The organism is Arenimonas malthae CC-JY-1, from assembly GCF_000747075.1.
Classification (GTDB): domain Bacteria; phylum Pseudomonadota; class Gammaproteobacteria; order Xanthomonadales; family Xanthomonadaceae; genus Arenimonas; species Arenimonas malthae.
This window is the reverse complement of record NZ_AVCH01000205.1, coordinates 1-15,370: the sequence shown is the minus strand read 5'-3', so window position 1 is coordinate 15,370 and position 15,370 is coordinate 1. Positions and strand designations below refer to the sequence as shown.

Annotated in this window: 14 protein-coding genes; 9 read left to right on the top strand and 5 right to left on the bottom strand. The window is 72.0% G+C overall.

Annotated elements, in window-relative coordinates:
- Positions 1–206 precede the first annotated feature (206 nt).
- Positions 207–1,010, bottom strand: coding sequence for a hypothetical protein (locus tag N790_RS13915; protein ID WP_043805207.1), 804 nt, complete (start codon positions 1,008–1,010; stop codon positions 207–209).
- Between the two features lie 215 nt (positions 1,011–1,225).
- Here N790_RS13915 and N790_RS13910 point away from each other — a divergent pair, with 215 nt between their 5' ends.
- The 6 genes from N790_RS13910 to N790_RS13885 are packed head-to-tail and all read left to right on the top strand — an operon-like array spanning position 1,226 to position 5,924.
- On the top strand, positions 1,226–1,828 hold the full coding sequence (locus N790_RS13910) for a malonic semialdehyde reductase (RefSeq protein WP_043805206.1): 603 nt from the start codon (positions 1,226–1,228) through the stop codon (positions 1,826–1,828).
- A gap of 23 nt (positions 1,829–1,851) precedes the next feature.
- Positions 1,852–2,424 carry a YceI family protein gene (locus N790_RS13905; RefSeq protein WP_043805204.1) on the top strand — a complete coding sequence of 191 codons (573 nt, stop codon included), beginning with the start codon at positions 1,852–1,854 and terminating at the stop codon, positions 2,422–2,424.
- Between the two features lie 55 nt (positions 2,425–2,479).
- Complete coding sequence (locus tag N790_RS13900) at positions 2,480–2,683, top strand: zinc-finger domain-containing protein (RefSeq protein WP_043805202.1); 204 nt, start codon at positions 2,480–2,482, stop codon at positions 2,681–2,683.
- A gap of 19 nt (positions 2,684–2,702) precedes the next feature.
- On the top strand, positions 2,703–3,812 hold the full coding sequence (locus tag N790_RS13895; RefSeq protein WP_043805200.1) for a glycosyltransferase: 1,110 nt from the start codon (positions 2,703–2,705) through the stop codon (positions 3,810–3,812).
- Positions 3,790–5,040, top strand: a complete 1,251-nt coding sequence (locus N790_RS13890) for an O-antigen ligase family protein (RefSeq protein ID WP_043805198.1) — start codon at positions 3,790–3,792, stop codon at positions 5,038–5,040. The genes N790_RS13895 and N790_RS13890 overlap by 23 nt, the downstream gene beginning before the upstream one ends.
- 5 nt (positions 5,041–5,045) lie before the next feature.
- On the top strand, positions 5,046–5,924 hold the full coding sequence (locus N790_RS13885; RefSeq protein WP_169742193.1) for a lysophospholipid acyltransferase family protein: 879 nt from the start codon (positions 5,046–5,048) through the stop codon (positions 5,922–5,924).
- A 28-nt stretch (positions 5,925–5,952) separates the two neighbouring features.
- Here the strand turns inward: N790_RS13885 and lpxL are convergent, their stop codons facing one another.
- Positions 5,953–6,867, bottom strand: coding sequence for an LpxL/LpxP family Kdo(2)-lipid IV(A) lauroyl/palmitoleoyl acyltransferase (gene lpxL, locus N790_RS13880; RefSeq protein WP_043805197.1), 915 nt, complete (start codon positions 6,865–6,867; stop codon positions 5,953–5,955).
- 63 nt (positions 6,868–6,930) lie between these two features.
- Between lpxL and waaA the strand changes: the two genes are divergently transcribed.
- A complete protein-coding gene (gene waaA, locus N790_RS13875) occupies positions 6,931–8,235 on the top strand; it encodes a lipid IV(A) 3-deoxy-D-manno-octulosonic acid transferase (protein WP_211252006.1) in 1,305 nt (434 codons plus the stop codon).
- Positions 8,236–8,258: 23 nt separating this feature from the next.
- Here the strand turns inward: waaA and N790_RS13870 are convergent, their stop codons facing one another.
- The 3 genes from N790_RS13870 to N790_RS13860 all read right to left on the bottom strand — a co-directional run bounded on the left by N790_RS13870 (position 8,259) and on the right by N790_RS13860 (position 11,091).
- Positions 8,259–9,608 carry a TolC family outer membrane protein gene (locus tag N790_RS13870; RefSeq protein WP_052385979.1) on the bottom strand — a complete coding sequence of 450 codons (1,350 nt, stop codon included), beginning with the start codon at positions 9,606–9,608 and terminating at the stop codon, positions 8,259–8,261.
- Positions 9,609–9,627: 19 nt separating this feature from the next.
- On the bottom strand, positions 9,628–10,281 hold the full coding sequence (locus N790_RS13865) for a protein-L-isoaspartate O-methyltransferase family protein (protein WP_043805193.1): 654 nt from the start codon (positions 10,279–10,281) through the stop codon (positions 9,628–9,630).
- A gap of 168 nt (positions 10,282–10,449) precedes the next feature.
- Positions 10,450–11,091, bottom strand: coding sequence for a TetR/AcrR family transcriptional regulator (locus N790_RS13860; RefSeq protein WP_043805191.1), 642 nt, complete (start codon positions 11,089–11,091; stop codon positions 10,450–10,452).
- Positions 11,092–11,181: 90 nt separating this feature from the next.
- Here N790_RS13860 and N790_RS13855 point away from each other — a divergent pair, with 90 nt between their 5' ends.
- Both N790_RS13855 and N790_RS13850 read left to right on the top strand, forming a co-directional pair.
- On the top strand, positions 11,182–12,285 hold the full coding sequence (locus N790_RS13855) for an efflux RND transporter periplasmic adaptor subunit (protein ID WP_211252005.1): 1,104 nt from the start codon (positions 11,182–11,184) through the stop codon (positions 12,283–12,285).
- A gap of 9 nt (positions 12,286–12,294) precedes the next feature.
- Positions 12,295–15,360, top strand: a complete 3,066-nt coding sequence (locus N790_RS13850; protein WP_043805187.1) for an efflux RND transporter permease subunit — start codon at positions 12,295–12,297, stop codon at positions 15,358–15,360.
- Positions 15,361–15,370 lie beyond the last annotated feature (10 nt).

The following is a 15,370-nucleotide window of genomic DNA, read 5'->3' as shown; positions in this document are numbered from 1 at the left end:
CCAGGACCAGGGCGCGGCCGCGTGCAGCGACCATTCGCGCGGCGAGGGCGCCAGCGCTTCCGCCAGCGCCAGCACCTGGCGGCGGTGGCCGGCGGCGCCGTCGTGCAGGGCCCAGGCCGGGGAAAGGGGGGTCGACATTCCGGAAGCGTAGCCGGAACGGTGGCGGCGCCGCGAGGCCGCGGCGCCGCCGGGTGCCGCGCCGGGGCTCAGTCGCCGGTGAAGCGGGTGCCGAAGTTGATGTTGGCCGCCTCGACCATGCGGGCATTGCCGCGGATGGACATGCGGATCGTGATCGGCTCGCGGAAGAAGCGCCGCGCCTGCGCGTCGGTGAGGCCGTACTGCTCCACCAGCGCGCGCTTGCTCACCAGGCCGGCGATGCAGGTGCGGCTCTGGGTGTACTGGCGGGTGAAGAAGTCGCCGTCCTCGAGGTAGCCCGCGTCGTTGATGGAACCGAGCGCGAGTTCGATGGCGCCGTTGTACGGGTCGCCGGTGTTCGGGTCGTTCAGGCCCTGCAGCACCTCGCTCTCGATGCGGTAGGACGCCAGCGCCTGGAAGCGGTAGGGCTGGCGCGCGCCGGTGGCGTTCGAATACGCGACGCTGATGATCGGCGTCTGCCAGTGGCAGATCAGCGAATGGGTGCTGCGGCCCGGCAGGGTCACCACCGCCAGGTCGGCTTGGTTGAAGGGCGTGAAAGCGGGGGCGGGATTCAGCGTGACGCAGTTCGGGTCGACCGGATCGCCCGGCGCGGGCGTGCAATCGGTGGACAGCGCGACGTAGCCGGACATCAGGCCCAGCCACTTCACGTTGCGGCCGAAGCTGTCGGCGTCGCCGACCTCCTCGACGGTGACGGCCTTGGCGGAAGCCTGCGGGCGCAGCTTGGCCTCGATGGTGGCCTGGCGACCGGCGCGCAGGGCGTCGGCGGCCGGCGGCGACAGGAATTCATCGTCGGCCGCGGCGGGCAGGGCCGCCAGGCCGGCGGCGAGGGCAAGGAACAGGGTGGCGCGAATCATGCGTGCTCTCCTCTCGGTGTCCGCCCCCGGCAGGGTGGCGGGAGGGCCGGGCGCGGGGGGCGCCGGCGGCTCCATCGGTTTCCTTCACGCGGTACATGGCAGCCTCCGGACTGCAGCTCCTGCGTGACTGCAACGATACGTTTCCATCCTGCGGCTGTGTTCCACATTCAGGACGACTAGGCTTGCGCCCCTGATCCGCCGCCCTTGGAGGCCCCATGACGCTGCCGCTCGCCGCCGCCACGCTCGACCAGCTCTTCCTGCAGGCCCGCACCTACCGCGGTTCGGCCGAGGCCTGGCTGGACCGGCCGGTGTCGGACGAACTGCTCAAGCGCCTCTACGACCTGGCGCGCATGGGCCCCACCGCGCTCAACGGCAGCCCGGCCCGCTTCGTGTTCGTGCGCTCGCCGGAAGGCAAGCAGAAGCTGCGCGAGGCCCTGAACCCCGGCAACGTGGCGGCCTCGATGGCCGCGCCGGTGACCGTGGTGGTCGGCAGCGACCCGGATTTCCACGTGCAGCTGCCCAGGCTCTTCCCCCATGCCGACGTCGCCGGCCCGTTCGCCGCCAACCCGGCGCTGGCCGCCGAAACCGCGTTGCGCAATTCCAGCCTGCAGGGCGCCTACCTGATGCTGGCGGCGCGCGCGCTGGGCCTGGACTGCGGCCCGATGTCGGGCTTCAACCAGGAAAAAATGGACGCTGCGTTCTTCACCGGCACCTCGATCCGCACCAACTTCGTCTGCAACCTCGGCTATGGCAACCCGGCCTCGCTGGCCCCGCGCGCCCCGCGCCTGGGGTTCGACGAAGCCGCCCGCCTGGCCTGACCCCAACCACCCCGGAGAAACCCATGTTCAAGCGCCTCGCCCTTGCCACCCTGCTCGCCGCCGCCTTCCTGCCGGCCTTCGCCGCCGAGAAGTACGCGATCGACCCGACCCATACCCAGGTCGAGTTCACCTACAGCCACTTCGGCTTCTCGAACATCACCGGCCGCTTCGACCAGGTGGAGTCCGAGTTCTACTTCGACGCGGCCGACCCGACCCAGTCGAGCGTGAAGGTGACCATCCCGATGGCCAGCCTGAGCACCGGCGTGGAGAAGCTGGACGAGCACCTGCTCACCGCCGACTTCTTCGACGCGGCCAAGTTCCCGACCGCCACCTTCACCAGCACCGGCGTCACCGCGGCCGGCGAGGGCAAGCTCAAGGTCGCCGGCGACCTGACCATCCACGGCGTCACCCGCCCGGTGGTGATGGACGTGGTGATCAACAAGGTCGGCACCCACCCGATGACCCAGGCCAACGCGGCCGGCTTCGACGCCTCGTTCGACATCAAGCGCAGCGAGTTCGGCGTGGGCGGCTACGCCCCGGCGGTCAGCGACGAGGTGCGCATCGAGATCACCGTCGAGGCCCAGCAGGCCAAGTAAGCGGCGCGGGGCGGCGCGTGTAAAATGGTTCCTCGGACTCCGAGGAACCCCGCCCATGTCGCGTACCGACACCGCCACCGCCCGCGCCCCGGCCAACGCCGAGCGCCGCTACGAGGTGCAGCGCTCCGAGCTGCCGCTGTCCTGCCCGACGCCGGCCATGGCGCTGTGGAATTCGCACCCGCGCGTCTACCTGCCGATCGAAGCCACGGGCAGCGCCACCTGCCCGTACTGCGGCGCCGTCTTCGTGCTCAAGGACTGACGGCGCGGCGGGCACGGCCTTGCGCCGCCTCACCGTCGTCCAGCTCCTGCCCGCGCTGCACAGCGGCGGGGTCGAACGTTCCACCCTGGAAATCGCCGCCGCGCTGGTCGCGGCCGGGCACCGCTCGGTCGTGGTGTCGGCGGGCGGGCGCCTGGTGGCGCCGCTGCTGGCCGGCGGCAGCGAACACATCGAACTGCCCGTCGGCGCCAAGTCGCTGCGCGCCTTCGCGACGGTGCGACGGCTGCGCGCGCAGCTGGCCCGGCTCGATCCCGACATCGTGCACGCACGCTCGAGGCTGCCGGCCTGGCTGGGCTGGTTCGCGCTGCGCGGCCTGCCGGCGCCGCGGCCGCATTTCGTCACCACCGTGCACGGCCTGAATTCGCCCGGGCGCTACAGCGGCGTGATGTGCCGCGGCGAACGCGTGGTGTGCGTTTCCGACACCGTGCGCGCGCACGTGCTGCGGCAGTGGCCCGGCACCGACCCGGCGAAGCTGCAGGTGATCCCGCGCGGCATCGACCCGGCGCAGTTCCCGCGCGGGCACCAGCCCGACGCCGCCTGGCGCGCGCGTTTCGCCGCCGAACACCCGGCGCTGCAGGGCGGCCGCCTGCTGCTGTTGCCGGGCCGCGGCACGCGCCTGAAGGGCCACGCCGACGCGATCCGGCTGCTGGCCGCGCTGCGCGCCGGTGGCGAGGATGCGCGCCTGTGGCTGCTGGGCGCGCGCGAGCCGGGCCGCGAGGCCTACCTGGCCGAACTCGAAGCGCTGGCGTCGTCGCTGGGCGTGTCCGGCGCGCTGGCCATCAGCGAACCGCGCAGCGACGTGACCGACGCCTACGCCGTCGCCGACCTGGTGCTGCAGGTGTCGAACAAACCCGAGGCCTTCGGCCGCACCGTGCTCGAAGCCCTGTCGGTGGGCCGGCCGGTGCTGGGCTGGGCGCACGGCGGCGTCGGCGAACTGCTGGGTACGCTGTACCCCGCCGGCGCCATTCCCGTGGGCGACCACGCCGCGCTCGCCGCCGCCGCGCGCGCCCTGCTTGCCGCGCCGCCGCCGGTGCCGGTTACCATGCCGTACACCCTGGCGGCCATGCAGTCCGCCACCCTGGACCTTTATGCCCGCCTCGCCTCCGTCTGAAGCCCGCCTGCGCTGGGCCCCCTGGTGGGTGCTCGCGTTCGTGGCGCTGTGGCCGCTGCCGGGCCCGGCGGAAACCGTGCTGTCGCTGGGCTCGCTGCTGGCGATGGCGCTGCTGGCGCTGCGGCGCTTCCGCGGCGGCATGGTGCTGCTCAGCCACGAGGCCTGGGCGCTGACCAGCGTGCTGTTCCTGAGCTACTGGCTGCCCGAGCTGATCTCGGCGCTCGACGCCTACAACCCGGGGCGCGCGCTGCGCGAGTCGCTGCTCGACCTGCGTTACCTGCCCTTCCTGTGGCTGGTGGCCATCGCCGTGGGCACCGATCGCGGGCGTCGCCTCACGTTCGGCGGGCTGGCGGTGATCCTGGGGTTCTGGCTGCTCGATGCGCTGGTGCAGGCGGCCACCGGTTTCAGCGTGGGCGGGCCGGCCACGGCCGACCGCCTGAGCGGCGTGTTCGGCGCCGACAACCTCAAGCTGGGCCTGGTGCTGGCCAGCCTGGCACCGTTCCCGCTGACCTCCGCGGCCGATCGCTTCGGCCTGGCCGGCTGGCTGGTGGCGGCGCTGGTGCTGGTGGCGGTGGTGCTGCTGGCCGGCGCGCGCGCGTCGTGGGTGACGCTGGGCCTGGTGCTGGTATTCAGCGCCTGGCAGCAGTTCCGCAACCGGGGCGTCATCGTGGCGCTGGCCCTGGGGGCGGCGGCCGTGCTGTGCGTGGCCACCGTGGGTTCGGACAAGCTGCAGCAGCGCATCGAACGCACCGAGGCCATGCTGGCCGGAAGCCCCGAGGGCATGGACCACGCACTCTCGGGCCGACTGCCGATCTGGGCCACGGCGCTGCGCATGGCCGCGGCGCACCCGGTGAACGGCGTCGGCGTGCGCGGGTTCCGCGACGCCTACCCGCATTACGCGGCGCCCGACGACCCCTGGCTGCGCGACGGCGACCATGGCGCGGGTTACCACGCGCACCAGATCGTGCTCGAGGTGCTGAGCGAAACCGGCGTGGTCGGCCTGCTGTTCTGGCTGGGCGGCGTGGCGCTGGCCTGCCGTGCCTGGCGTTTCGCCACGCCACAGGCGCGGCTGCGCGCGCGCGCACCGGCGCTGGCGCTGGCGGTGACGGTGTTCCCGCTCAACACCCACCTCGCGTTCTATTCCACCTTCTGGGGCGGGCTGACGCTGCTGCTGGCGGCGTTGTACGCCGGCAGCCTGCTGGCCGACGGCGGCCGCGCCGCGGACTGAGCCGCGTGGCCTGCGCGCTGCTGCCGCTGTTCGACCTGCTGGCGAAAGCCGTGGCGCGCTTGCCGCAGCGCGGGCTGCTGGGCCTGGGCCGGGCGTTGGCCTGGCTGGCCTGGCCGCTGCTGCGTTCGCGCCGGCGCATCGCCCGCATCAACGTGGACCTGTGTTTCCCCGGGCTCGATGCCACGGCACGCCGGCGCCTGGCCGACGCCAGCGTGGTGAACACCGTGGTCGGTGCGCTGGAACTGCTGCGCGCCTGGCATGCGCCTGCGTCCGCGCTGGCGGGCCTGGCCGACGTCACCGGGCTGGAACACCTGCGCGCCGCGCAGGCGCGCGGGCAGGGCGTGCTGCTGATGTGCGGCCACTTCACCCACACCGAACTCGCCGTGCGGCTGCTGGGCGAAGCGCTGGGGCATGCGCCGCGGGTGGTGGTGCGCCGGCACAACAATGCCTGCCTGGAGTCGTGGTTCGAACGCTCGCGCGCGGCGGTGTACGGGCCGAGCATCGGCAAGAAGGACGTGCGCGGCCTGCTGCGCGCGCTGTCGGGCGGCGAGGCGGTGGTGTATTCGGCCGACCAGAACTTCACCTACCAGAACGCGTTCGTGCCGTTCTTCGGCGTGCCCGCGGCCACGCTCACCGCCACGCCCGACCTGGTCAGGCGCGCCAACGCGGTGCTGCTGCCGTTCTGGTACCACCGCGGCGACGATGGCCGCTACCACGTGCGCATCGAGGCGCCGTGGCCGGGCTGGCCTTCGGGCGACCCGGCGGAGGATGCCGCGCGCTACATGCGCGAACTGGAAGCCGTGGTGCGCGAATGCCCGGAGCAGTACCTGTGGGCGCACCGCCGGTTCAAGACGCGGCCGCCGGGCGAGCTGCCGGTGTATTGAGGGAAGGGCGTCGCGGCTGAAGCCGCTCTTACAAATACCGGCGGCGGCTGCCGTCGGGCTGGCGCTTGAAGCGCTGGTGCAGCCACAGGTATTGCTCGGGCCGGCGGCGCACCAGGCCTTCGAGCGTGGCCATGATGCGGGCGGTGTCGGCGGTGGCGTCGCGGGTGGGGAAACCTTCCAGCGGCGGCAGCACCTCGATGCGGTAGCGGCCGTCGGGCAGGCGCTCGTGGAACAGCGGCAGCACCGCCGCGCCGCTCAGCCGCGCCAGCTGGTGGGTGGACGTGAGGCTCCAGGCCGGCTGGCCGAAGAAGGGCACGAACACGCTGTCGCCGCGCCGCGTTTCCTGGTCGGGCGCGAACCACAGCACGCCGCCCTGCTTGAGGTGGCGGATGGCCGGGCGCAGTTCGTCGCGCGCGAACATGGCCTCGGCGTGGCGCAGGCGGCCGCGCTTTACAGCCCACTCCATGGCCGCCTGCTCGTGCGGGCGGTACATCGCGCCCAGGCGCACGTGCTGGCAAAGCAGGCGCAGGCACACTTCCAGCGTGGTGAAGTGCGCGGACACCAGGATCACGCCGCGGCCACCTTCCTGCGCGGCGCGCAGGTGTTCGAGCCCGGTGATCCCGAAGCCGCGGTCCACCGGCGCCAGCCGGCCCCACCAGGCGCGCAGGAATTCGAACAGGCCCAGGCCCAGCGACTCGAAGTTCGCGCGCAGCAGGGCGGTGCGCGCGGCCTCGTCGCGTTCCGGGAAACACAGCGCGAGGTTGGTGGCGGCCACGCGCCGGCGGCCCGGCAGCAGGTGGTAGAGCACGCGCCCCAGCCACGGCCCCGCCGCGCGCTGCAGCCACCACGGCCAGCGCGCCACGGTCCAGCCCAGGCCCACCAGCAGCCAGGTGGGCCAGGTGCGCGGGGACAGCGGCGGCGGCGGAAGGTCGGGCGTGGCCATGCGGCCGCCATTCTAGCCGCTGGCGCCACCGCGCCGCGGGCGAGGTCGGGTATCCTGCGCCCCATGCAACTCACCCTTGGACAGCGCGTGCTGATGGGCCTGTACGCGCTGGTCCTGCGCCTGGCCTTCCCGATCACGCTCTACCACCTGATCTGGCGCGGCATGCGCCAGCGCGAATACCTGCAGCGCTGGACCGAGCGCTACGGCTGGCTCGAGGGCAAGCTCGACCTGCACGATTCGATCTGGGTGCACGCGGTGTCGGTGGGCGAGGTGATCGCGGCGCGCCCGCTGGTGGACGGCCTGCTGCAGCGCTACCCGGGCCGGCCGCTGCTGGTCACCACCATCACGCCCACCGGCTCGGAACGCGTGCGCGCGCTCTGGGGCGACCGGGTCAAGCATGTGTACCTGCCCTACGACCTGCGCTCGATGGTGCGGCGCTTCCTCGACCGCGCGCGGCCGGCGCTGGCGATCATCGTCGAGACCGAGATCTGGCTGAACCTCTACGTCGAATGCGCGCGCCGCGGCGTGCCGCTGATGATGGTGAACGCGCGCCTTTCCGAGCGTTCGCTGCGCGGCTACCTGCCGGTGCGCGCACTGGCGAAGGTGGCGATGCAGGCGGTGAGCCTGGTGGCGGCGCAGTCGCGCGCCGACGCCGAGCGGCTGGCGCAGATCGGCGCCAACCCGGCGCGCGTCGTGGTCACCGGCAACCTCAAGTACGACCTGCACCTGCCCGAGGGCGTGGCCGAGCAGGCGCTGCTGTGGCGGCGCGGCTGGGGCGAGTCGCGCCCGGTGTGGATCGCCGCCAGCACGCACGGCCCCGAGGAAGCGCAGGTGCTGGCCGCGCACCAGCGCCTGCTGGCCGAGCGGCCCGACGCGCTGCTGCTGTGGGCGCCGCGCCATCCCGAGCGTTTCGGCCCGGTGGCTGAATCCCTGCGCGAGGCCGGGCTGAAGGTGCGCTGCCGCCGGTCGCAGCGCTTGCCGGGACGGACGACGCAGGTGTTCGTGATCGACACCATCGGCGAACTGCTGTGGTTCTTCGCGGCGGCCGACCTGGCCTTCGTGGGCGGCAGCCTGTGCCGGGTGGGTGGGCACAACGTGCTTGAGCCGGCCTCGCTGGGCGTGCCCAGCGTGGTGGGCCCGCACACCTTCAACTTCACCGAAGTCACCAACCGCCTGCGCGACGGTGGCGGCCTGCTGCAGGTGGCGGACGGCGAGCAGATGGCGGACGCGGTGCGGGGGCTCATCGCCGACCCGGAGCGCCGGCGCCGGATGGGCCAGGCGGCGCGCACCGAGATGCGCGCGCTGGCCGGTGCCCTGGCCCGCACGCTGGAACTCGCGGACCAGGTGTTGGCAGGCCGGCGCGGCTAGCGCACCGGCCCGCGGGGGAGGGCTCAGCCCTCGGCGTCGGACGCGGCCAGCGCGGCCTCGGCGTCGTTCACCAGCACCGCGTTCACTTCCTGCAGGTCTTCCAGCGAGATGGTGCCGGCGGCCTGCTTCAGGCGCAGGGTGTTGACCAGGAAGGCGTGGCGCGAACGCGCGTATTCGCGCTGGGCCAGGAACAGCGCCTGCTGGGTGATCAGCACGTCCACGATGGTGCGGGTGCCCACTTCGAGGCCGGCTTCGCTGGCTTCGTACGCGGCCTGGGCGGACACCACCGACAGGCGGCGGGCCTCGACCTCGGCGGCGCCGGCGGACAGCGAGCGCTGGGCGTTGCGGGTCTGGCGCACCACCGAGCGGCGGGCCTGCTCGAGCTGGTCGGCGGCGATGTCGCGGCCGTGCACGGCCTGGCGCACCTGCGACTGCACGGCGCCACCGGCGTAAAGCGGCATGCTGAGCGAGATGCCGACCGAGTTGCCGCCGCCGGAGCTGTTAGGGCCGCCCGGGAATTCGCTCTGCCAGCCGGCGCTGTCGCTGATCGAGGCGCTGGCCGACAGCGAAGGCAGGTGCGCGGAGCGCGCGGTGCCGATGTCGCGCTCGGCGGCGGCCAGGCCCAGCTCGGCGGCCTTCAGGCTCGGGTTGGACTCGGCGGCGATCGACACCCATTCCTCGGCGGTGCGGGTGTCGGTGTTCTCCGGCTTGTAGTCCGGGGCCAGGCCCATCAGGCCGTCGAGCGGCTGGCCGGTGATCTCGGCGAGCGCCTCGCGCGAATCCTCGAGCGCGGTGGCCGCGGCGATGGCGTTGGCGCGCGCGGTGTCGTAGCGGGCGCGGGCCTCGTGCACGTCGGTGATCGGGGCCAGGCCGACTTCCAGGCGCTTCTCGGCCTGGTCGAGCTGGCGCTTCACCGAGCGCTCTTCGGCGCGCGAGGAGGCCAGGGTCTCGATGGCGGTGAGCACGTTGAAGTAGGCGTCGGCGACGCGCACCAGCAGGTTGTTGGCTTCGGCCTGGTAGGTGGCGTCGGCCTGCTCGCGGCGCAGCTTGGCGGCGTTGAGCGCGGTGTAGTTGCCGTGGTCGTAGAGCGACTGGCTCAGGCTGGCGCCGTAGCTGCGGCCGCGCACGTAGCCTTCTTCGCCGCGCACGCGGTCGTCGGAAATGCCGGCGCTGGCGCTGATCTGCGGCAGCAGGCGGGCGCGGCTCTGCACCACGCCTTCGCCGATGGACAGGCGCTGGGATTCGGCGGCGGCGAGCACCGGGTCGCTCTGGCGGGCCATTTCATAGGCCTTCATCAGGTCGGCGGCCGAGGCGCTGCCGGCGACGCCGGTCAGCAGGATGGCGAGGGTGAGGGGGCGGAGGCTCAGGCGCATTGGGGGAGGTCCTGGGAGGTCAGAGGGAGAAATGCGGGGCCGGCTCGGCGCCGTGCAGGTAGGGCACGTCGGTCTCGAACAGGCTCTCGCGGTGGAAGCCTTCGCCGCGGCGGGTGACGAGCACCGCTTCCTGCACCGGCGACTGGCCGTGGATGACGAACAGGCGGCCGCCGGGCTTGAGCCAGGCGCCGAAGCGCTCCGGGTCGGTGGCGACGGCGCCGGTGACGCAGATCGCGTCGAAACCGTGGGTGGGCTGCCAGGCGAAGGCGTCGGCCGTTTCCAGGCGCACGTTGGTGATGCCGTCGCTGGCCAGGCGCGCGCGGGTGCGCTCGACGAAGTCGGCGTGGCGGTCGAGGCTGGTGACGTCGCGGGCCAGCGCGGCCAGGCAGGCCGTGATGAAACCCGAGCCGGTGCCGATCTCCAGCACCTCGTCGCCCGGCTCGATGGCCATGGCCTGCAGCATGCGGCCCTCGACCACCGGCTTCATCATCACCTCGCCGTGCTCGAGCGGGAGCGGCAGGTCGGCGAAGGCGAGCTTGCGGTGGCGCGCCGGCACGAAGTCCTCGCGACGCACGGTCATGAGCGTCTCGAGCACACGCGGGTCGAGCACGTCCCAGGGCCGAACCTGCTGTTCGACCATGGCGAGACGGGCCTGCTGGAAGTCAATCGTCATGACGTCTAAATCCTTGAATCGCAAGGGTGCTGATTCTACGCCCGGCCCCGTGAAGGCGGAAGGCAGAGGCGGGGGACGCTGCGTGCCGACAGGATGCTGGCGGCTGCCGGGACCCCGTAGTGCCATTAGTCACCGCGACCGGGGACAGGGTGCGCAAGGGTTCAGGCCTCATCGGCGGCCGGGCCCGTAGGCGCGCAGGAACATGTCCACCGTGGCTTCGACGTGGCGCTCCAGGTCGGGGCCGGCCAGGACCGCGGGGCAGCTGCAGAGCAGGCGCGCGTGGTGTTCGCCCTTGAGCAGGGCGAAGAACTGCGAGGCGGCCAGGGTGCAGTCGGGCACCTGCAGTTCGCCGGCCTCCACTTCCGCGCGCAGGAAGGTGGCGAAGGCTTCCTGGATGCGCTTGGGGCCGGCTTCCCAGAACAGGTGCGGCAGCTGGGAGTCGTCGGGCAGCTGGCGGGCCATGATCCGGTGCACGGCGATGGCTTCCTCGGAGGTGATCAGGCCGAACAGCGCCCGGCCGATGCGCACCAGCTGCTGGCGCATGGGGCCGGCGAACCGGGCCACGAACAGGTCGGCCGGCAGCAGGTCCTCGCACTTGGCCTTCACCGCCTCGACGAACAGCGTGTCCTTGTCCTGGAAGTGGCTGTAGACCGTGAGCTTGGACACCCCGGCGGCCTGGGCCACGGCATCCATGGACGTGCCGTCGTAGCCCCGGGCCAGGAACAGCGCCTTGGCCGCCTCGAGGACGGCCGCGCGCTTTTCCGGGTCCTTGGGGCGTCCGGGGGAGGCGGTGCGGGGGGCGGCGACCATGGGCTGAAAATATTATTGAACTGGTGAGTATCGTAAAGATACCATCCCCCCAGTTCAATCACCGCCGACGCCATGAAGAGCGCAGCCCCGATGCCCCGTTCGATCCTCCTGGCCGGCTTGCTGGCCCTTGTCGCCGGTTGTTCCGGCGATGCCGAACCCGAGGCCGCGGCGCGGCCCGCGCTGGTGGTGCAGGCCCGTACCCAGGGCGCGGCGCTGAGCGCCTACGCCGGCGAGGTGCGCGCACGGCACGAACCCGCGCTGGCCTTCCGCATCGGTGGCAAGGTGGCGCGCCGCCTGGTGGACGTGGGCGACCGCGTGAAGGCCGGCCAGGCCCTGGCCGAGCTGGACGCGTCCGATGTGTCGCTGCAGCGCGAATCGGCGCAGGCGGCGCTGGCCTCGGCCGAATCCGACCTGGCGCTGGCCGCTTCCGAGCTCGAGCGTTACAAGAGCCTGTTCGATCGCCAGCTGGTCAGCCGTTCGCTCTACGACGCGCGGGTCTCCGCGCACGAGGCGGCGCAGGCGCGGGTGCGCCAGGCCCGTGCGCAGGCTTCCGTTTCCGAAAACCAGGCCGACTACGCCGTGCTGCGCGCGCCGGGCAGGGGCGTGATCGCCCAGCGCCTGGCCGAGGCGGGGCAGGTGGTGGCGGCCGGCCAGACCGTGTTCGTGCTGGCCGAGGACGGCGAGCGCGAGGTGCTGATCAGCGTGCCCGAGCGCGACGCCGCCGGCTTCGCGCCGGGTCGCAAGCTGGCGGTGGAGCTGTGGTCGATGCCCGGCCGGCGTTTCCCCGGCGTGCTGCGCGAAATCGCGCCGGCCGCCGACGCGCAGGCCCGCACGTTCGCCGCGCGCGTCAGCTTCGACCCCGGCCAGGCCAGCGTGGACCTGGGCCAGAGCGCGCGCGTCTACGCCACCGCCGAAGGTGGCGAGGAGCTGGCGGTGCCGCTGTCGGCCGTTTACGAGCACGAAGGCCAGGCCGCGCTGTGGGTGGTGGACGCGGCGAAATCCACCGTGCACCTGCGCCCGGTGCAGCTGGGCCCCTACGGCGAGCGCTGGGTGCCGGTGAAGTCGGGCCTGCAGCCCGGCGAGTGGGTGGTCGCGGCCGGCGTGCACCTGCTGCTCGAGGGCCAGCGCATCAAGCCGATCGATGGCGACAACCGCCCGGTCGAGCTGGTCCCCGCGCCCGCCGACGCGCGCTGAGGAGCGGCCATGGACTCCCGCTTCAACCTCTCCGAATGGGCCCTGCGCAACCGTTCGCTGGTGCTGTATTCAATGCTGCTGCTGGCGCTGATCGGCATCTTCAGCTACCAGCGCCTGGGCCAGTCCGAGGACCCGCCTTTCACCTTCAAGATCATGGTGGTGCGCACCTTCTGGCCGGGCGCCACCGCCGACGAGGTGGCCCAGCAGGTCACCGACAAGATCGAGAAGGAAGTGATGGAGACGGGGCGCTACGAATTCGTGCGCTCGTATTCCCGCGCCGGCGAGTCGCTGGTCATGCTGATGTCGCGCGATTCGCTCAAGTCCAGGGACCTGCCGGCGCTCTGGTACGACGTGCGCAAGAAGATCGGCGACATCCGCCACACCCTGCCGCAGGGCGTGGTGGGGCCGTACTTCAACGACGAGTTCGGCGACACCTTCGGCAACATCTACGCGCTCTCGGGCGACGGTTTCGACTACGCCACGCTCAAGGACTACGCCGAGCGCATCGAGCTGGAGCTGCACCGCCTGCCCGACGTGGGCAAGATCGAGCTGGTGGGCCTGCAGGACGAGAAGATCTGGATCGAACTCTCCAACACCAAGCTGGCCACGCTCGGCGTGCCGCTGGAGCAGGTGCAGCAGGCCATCGACCAGCAGAACGCCATCGCCCCGGCCAGCTTCTTCGAAACCCCCACCGACCGCGTGCAGCTTCGCGTTTCCGGCCGCTTCGACAGCGTGCAGCAGATCCGCGACTTCCCCATCCGCGTCGGCGACCGCAGCTTCCGGCTGGGCGACGTGGCCGACATCCGCCGTGGCTTCGCCGACCCGGCGGCCCCGCGCATGCGCTTCATGGGCGAAAACGCCATCGGCATCGCCGTGTCCATGCGCGACGGCGGCGACATCCTGCGCCTGGGCGACGTGCTGGACCGCGAATTCGCCCGCCTGCAGGAGAACCTGCCGGTCGGCATGACGCTCAAGAAGGTGTCCGACCAGCCGGCCGCCGTGCGCACCGGCGTGGCCGAGTTCGTGCGGGTGCTGGCCGAGGCCGTGGTGATCGTGCTGCTGGTGAGCTTCTTCTCGCTGGGTTTCCGCACCGGCCTGGTGGTGGCGCTCTCCATCCCGCTGGTGCTGGCCATGACCTTCGCGGCCATGCACTACTTCGGCATCGGCCTGCACAAGATTTCGCTCGGCGCGCTGGTGCTGGGCCTGGGCCTGCTGGTGGACGACGCCATCATCGCGGTCGAGATGATGGCGGTGAAGATGGAGCAGGGTTACGACCGCCTGCGCGCGGCCGCCTTCGCCTACAAATCCACCGCCTTCCCCATGCTCACCGGCACGCTGGTGACCGCGGCGGGCTTCCTGCCCATCGCCACGGCGGCCTCGAGCACGGGCGAATACACCCGCTCCATCTTCCAGGTGGTCACCATCTCGCTGCTGCTGTCGTGGGTGGCCGCGGTGGTGTTCATTCCCTACCTGGGCGACAAGCTGCTGCCCGACCCGAAACCGCACCCGGGCGGCCACGCGCACGACCCCTACTCGACGCCCTTCTACCAGCGCATCCGCCGCTGGGTGACCTGGTGCGTGCGCCAGCGCAAGACGGTCATCCTGGTCACGGTGGCGACCTTCGTGGCCTCGATCATGCTGTTCCGCTTCGTGCCGCAGCAGTTCTTCCCGTCCTCGACCCGGCTCGAGCTGATGGTGGACCTGGAGCTGGCCGAGGGCGCCTCGCTGCACGCCACCGAGGAAGTCGCCAGGCGCCTGGAAGCCGAGCTGGCCAAGCGCGAGGACGTGGAGAGTTTCGTGGCCTACGTCGGCAGCGGCACGCCGCGTTTCTACCTGCCGTTGGACCAGAAGCTGCCGCAGGCGAACTTCGCCCAGTTCGTGGTGCTGGTGCCGGACATCGAGGCGCGCGAGGAAGTGCGCCGCTGGCTCATCGGGCTGTTCGAGGAGCGCTTCAGCGACGTGCAGGCGCGCGTGTCGCGGCTGGAGAACGGGCCGCCGGTGGGTTTCCCCATCCAGTTCCGCGTCTCGGGCGAGCACGTGGACGAAGTGCGCCGGCTGGCGCGGCTGGTGGCCGAGCGGGTGCGCGCCAACCCGCACGTCACCAACGTCAACCTCGACTGGGACGAGCCCAGCAAGGTCGTGCGCCTCAACATCGACCAGGAACGCGCGCGCGTGCTGGGCGTCAGCTCGGCGCAGGTGGCCGCCTTCCTGCGCGGTTCGCTGTCGGGCACCACGGTGAGCACCTACCGCGAGGGCAACGAGCAGATCGAGATCCTGCTGCGCGGCCCGGCCGAGGAGCGCGAGCGCCTCTCGCTGCTGGGCAGCCTGTCGGTGCCGGCCGGCAATGGCCGCGCGGTGCCGCTCTCGCAGATCGCCACGCTCGAGCACACCTTCGAGGACGGCATCATCTGGCACCGCAACCGCCTGCCGACCGTGACCGTGCGCGCCGACATCTACGGCGACATCACCCCGCCCACCGTGACCGGCGAAATCCTGCCCACGCTCGAGGACGTGCGCGCCATGCTGCCTCCGGGCTACCTGCTCGAAACCGGCGGCACCGTCGAGGATTCCGGCCGCGGCTCGCGTTCCGTGGCGGCCGGCGTGCCGCTGTTCGTGGGCGTGGTGATGACCCTGCTGATGCTGCAGCTGCGCAGCTTCCCGCGCACGCTGATGGTGCTGCTGACGGCGCCGCTGGGCCTGATCGGCGTGGTGCTGTTCCTGCTGGTGTTCCGGGTGCCGTTCGGCTTCGTGGCCATGCTGGGCACCATCGCGCTCAGCGGCATGATCATGCGCAATTCGGTGATCCTGGTGGACCAGATCGAACAGGACATCGGCGCCGGCGTGCCGCCCGCCCAGGCGGTGGTGGACGCCACCGTGCGCCGCTTCCGCCCGATCGTGCTGACCGCGCTGGCGGCGGTGCTGGCCATGATCCCGCTCTCGCGCAGCGTGTTCTTCGGGCCGATGGCGGTGGCGATCATGGGCGGCCTGATCGTGGCCACGGCGCTGACCCTGCTGTTCCTGCCGGCGCTCTACGCCGCCTGGTTCCGGGTACCGCGGCCGCGCATGCCGGACTGAAGGCCAGCAT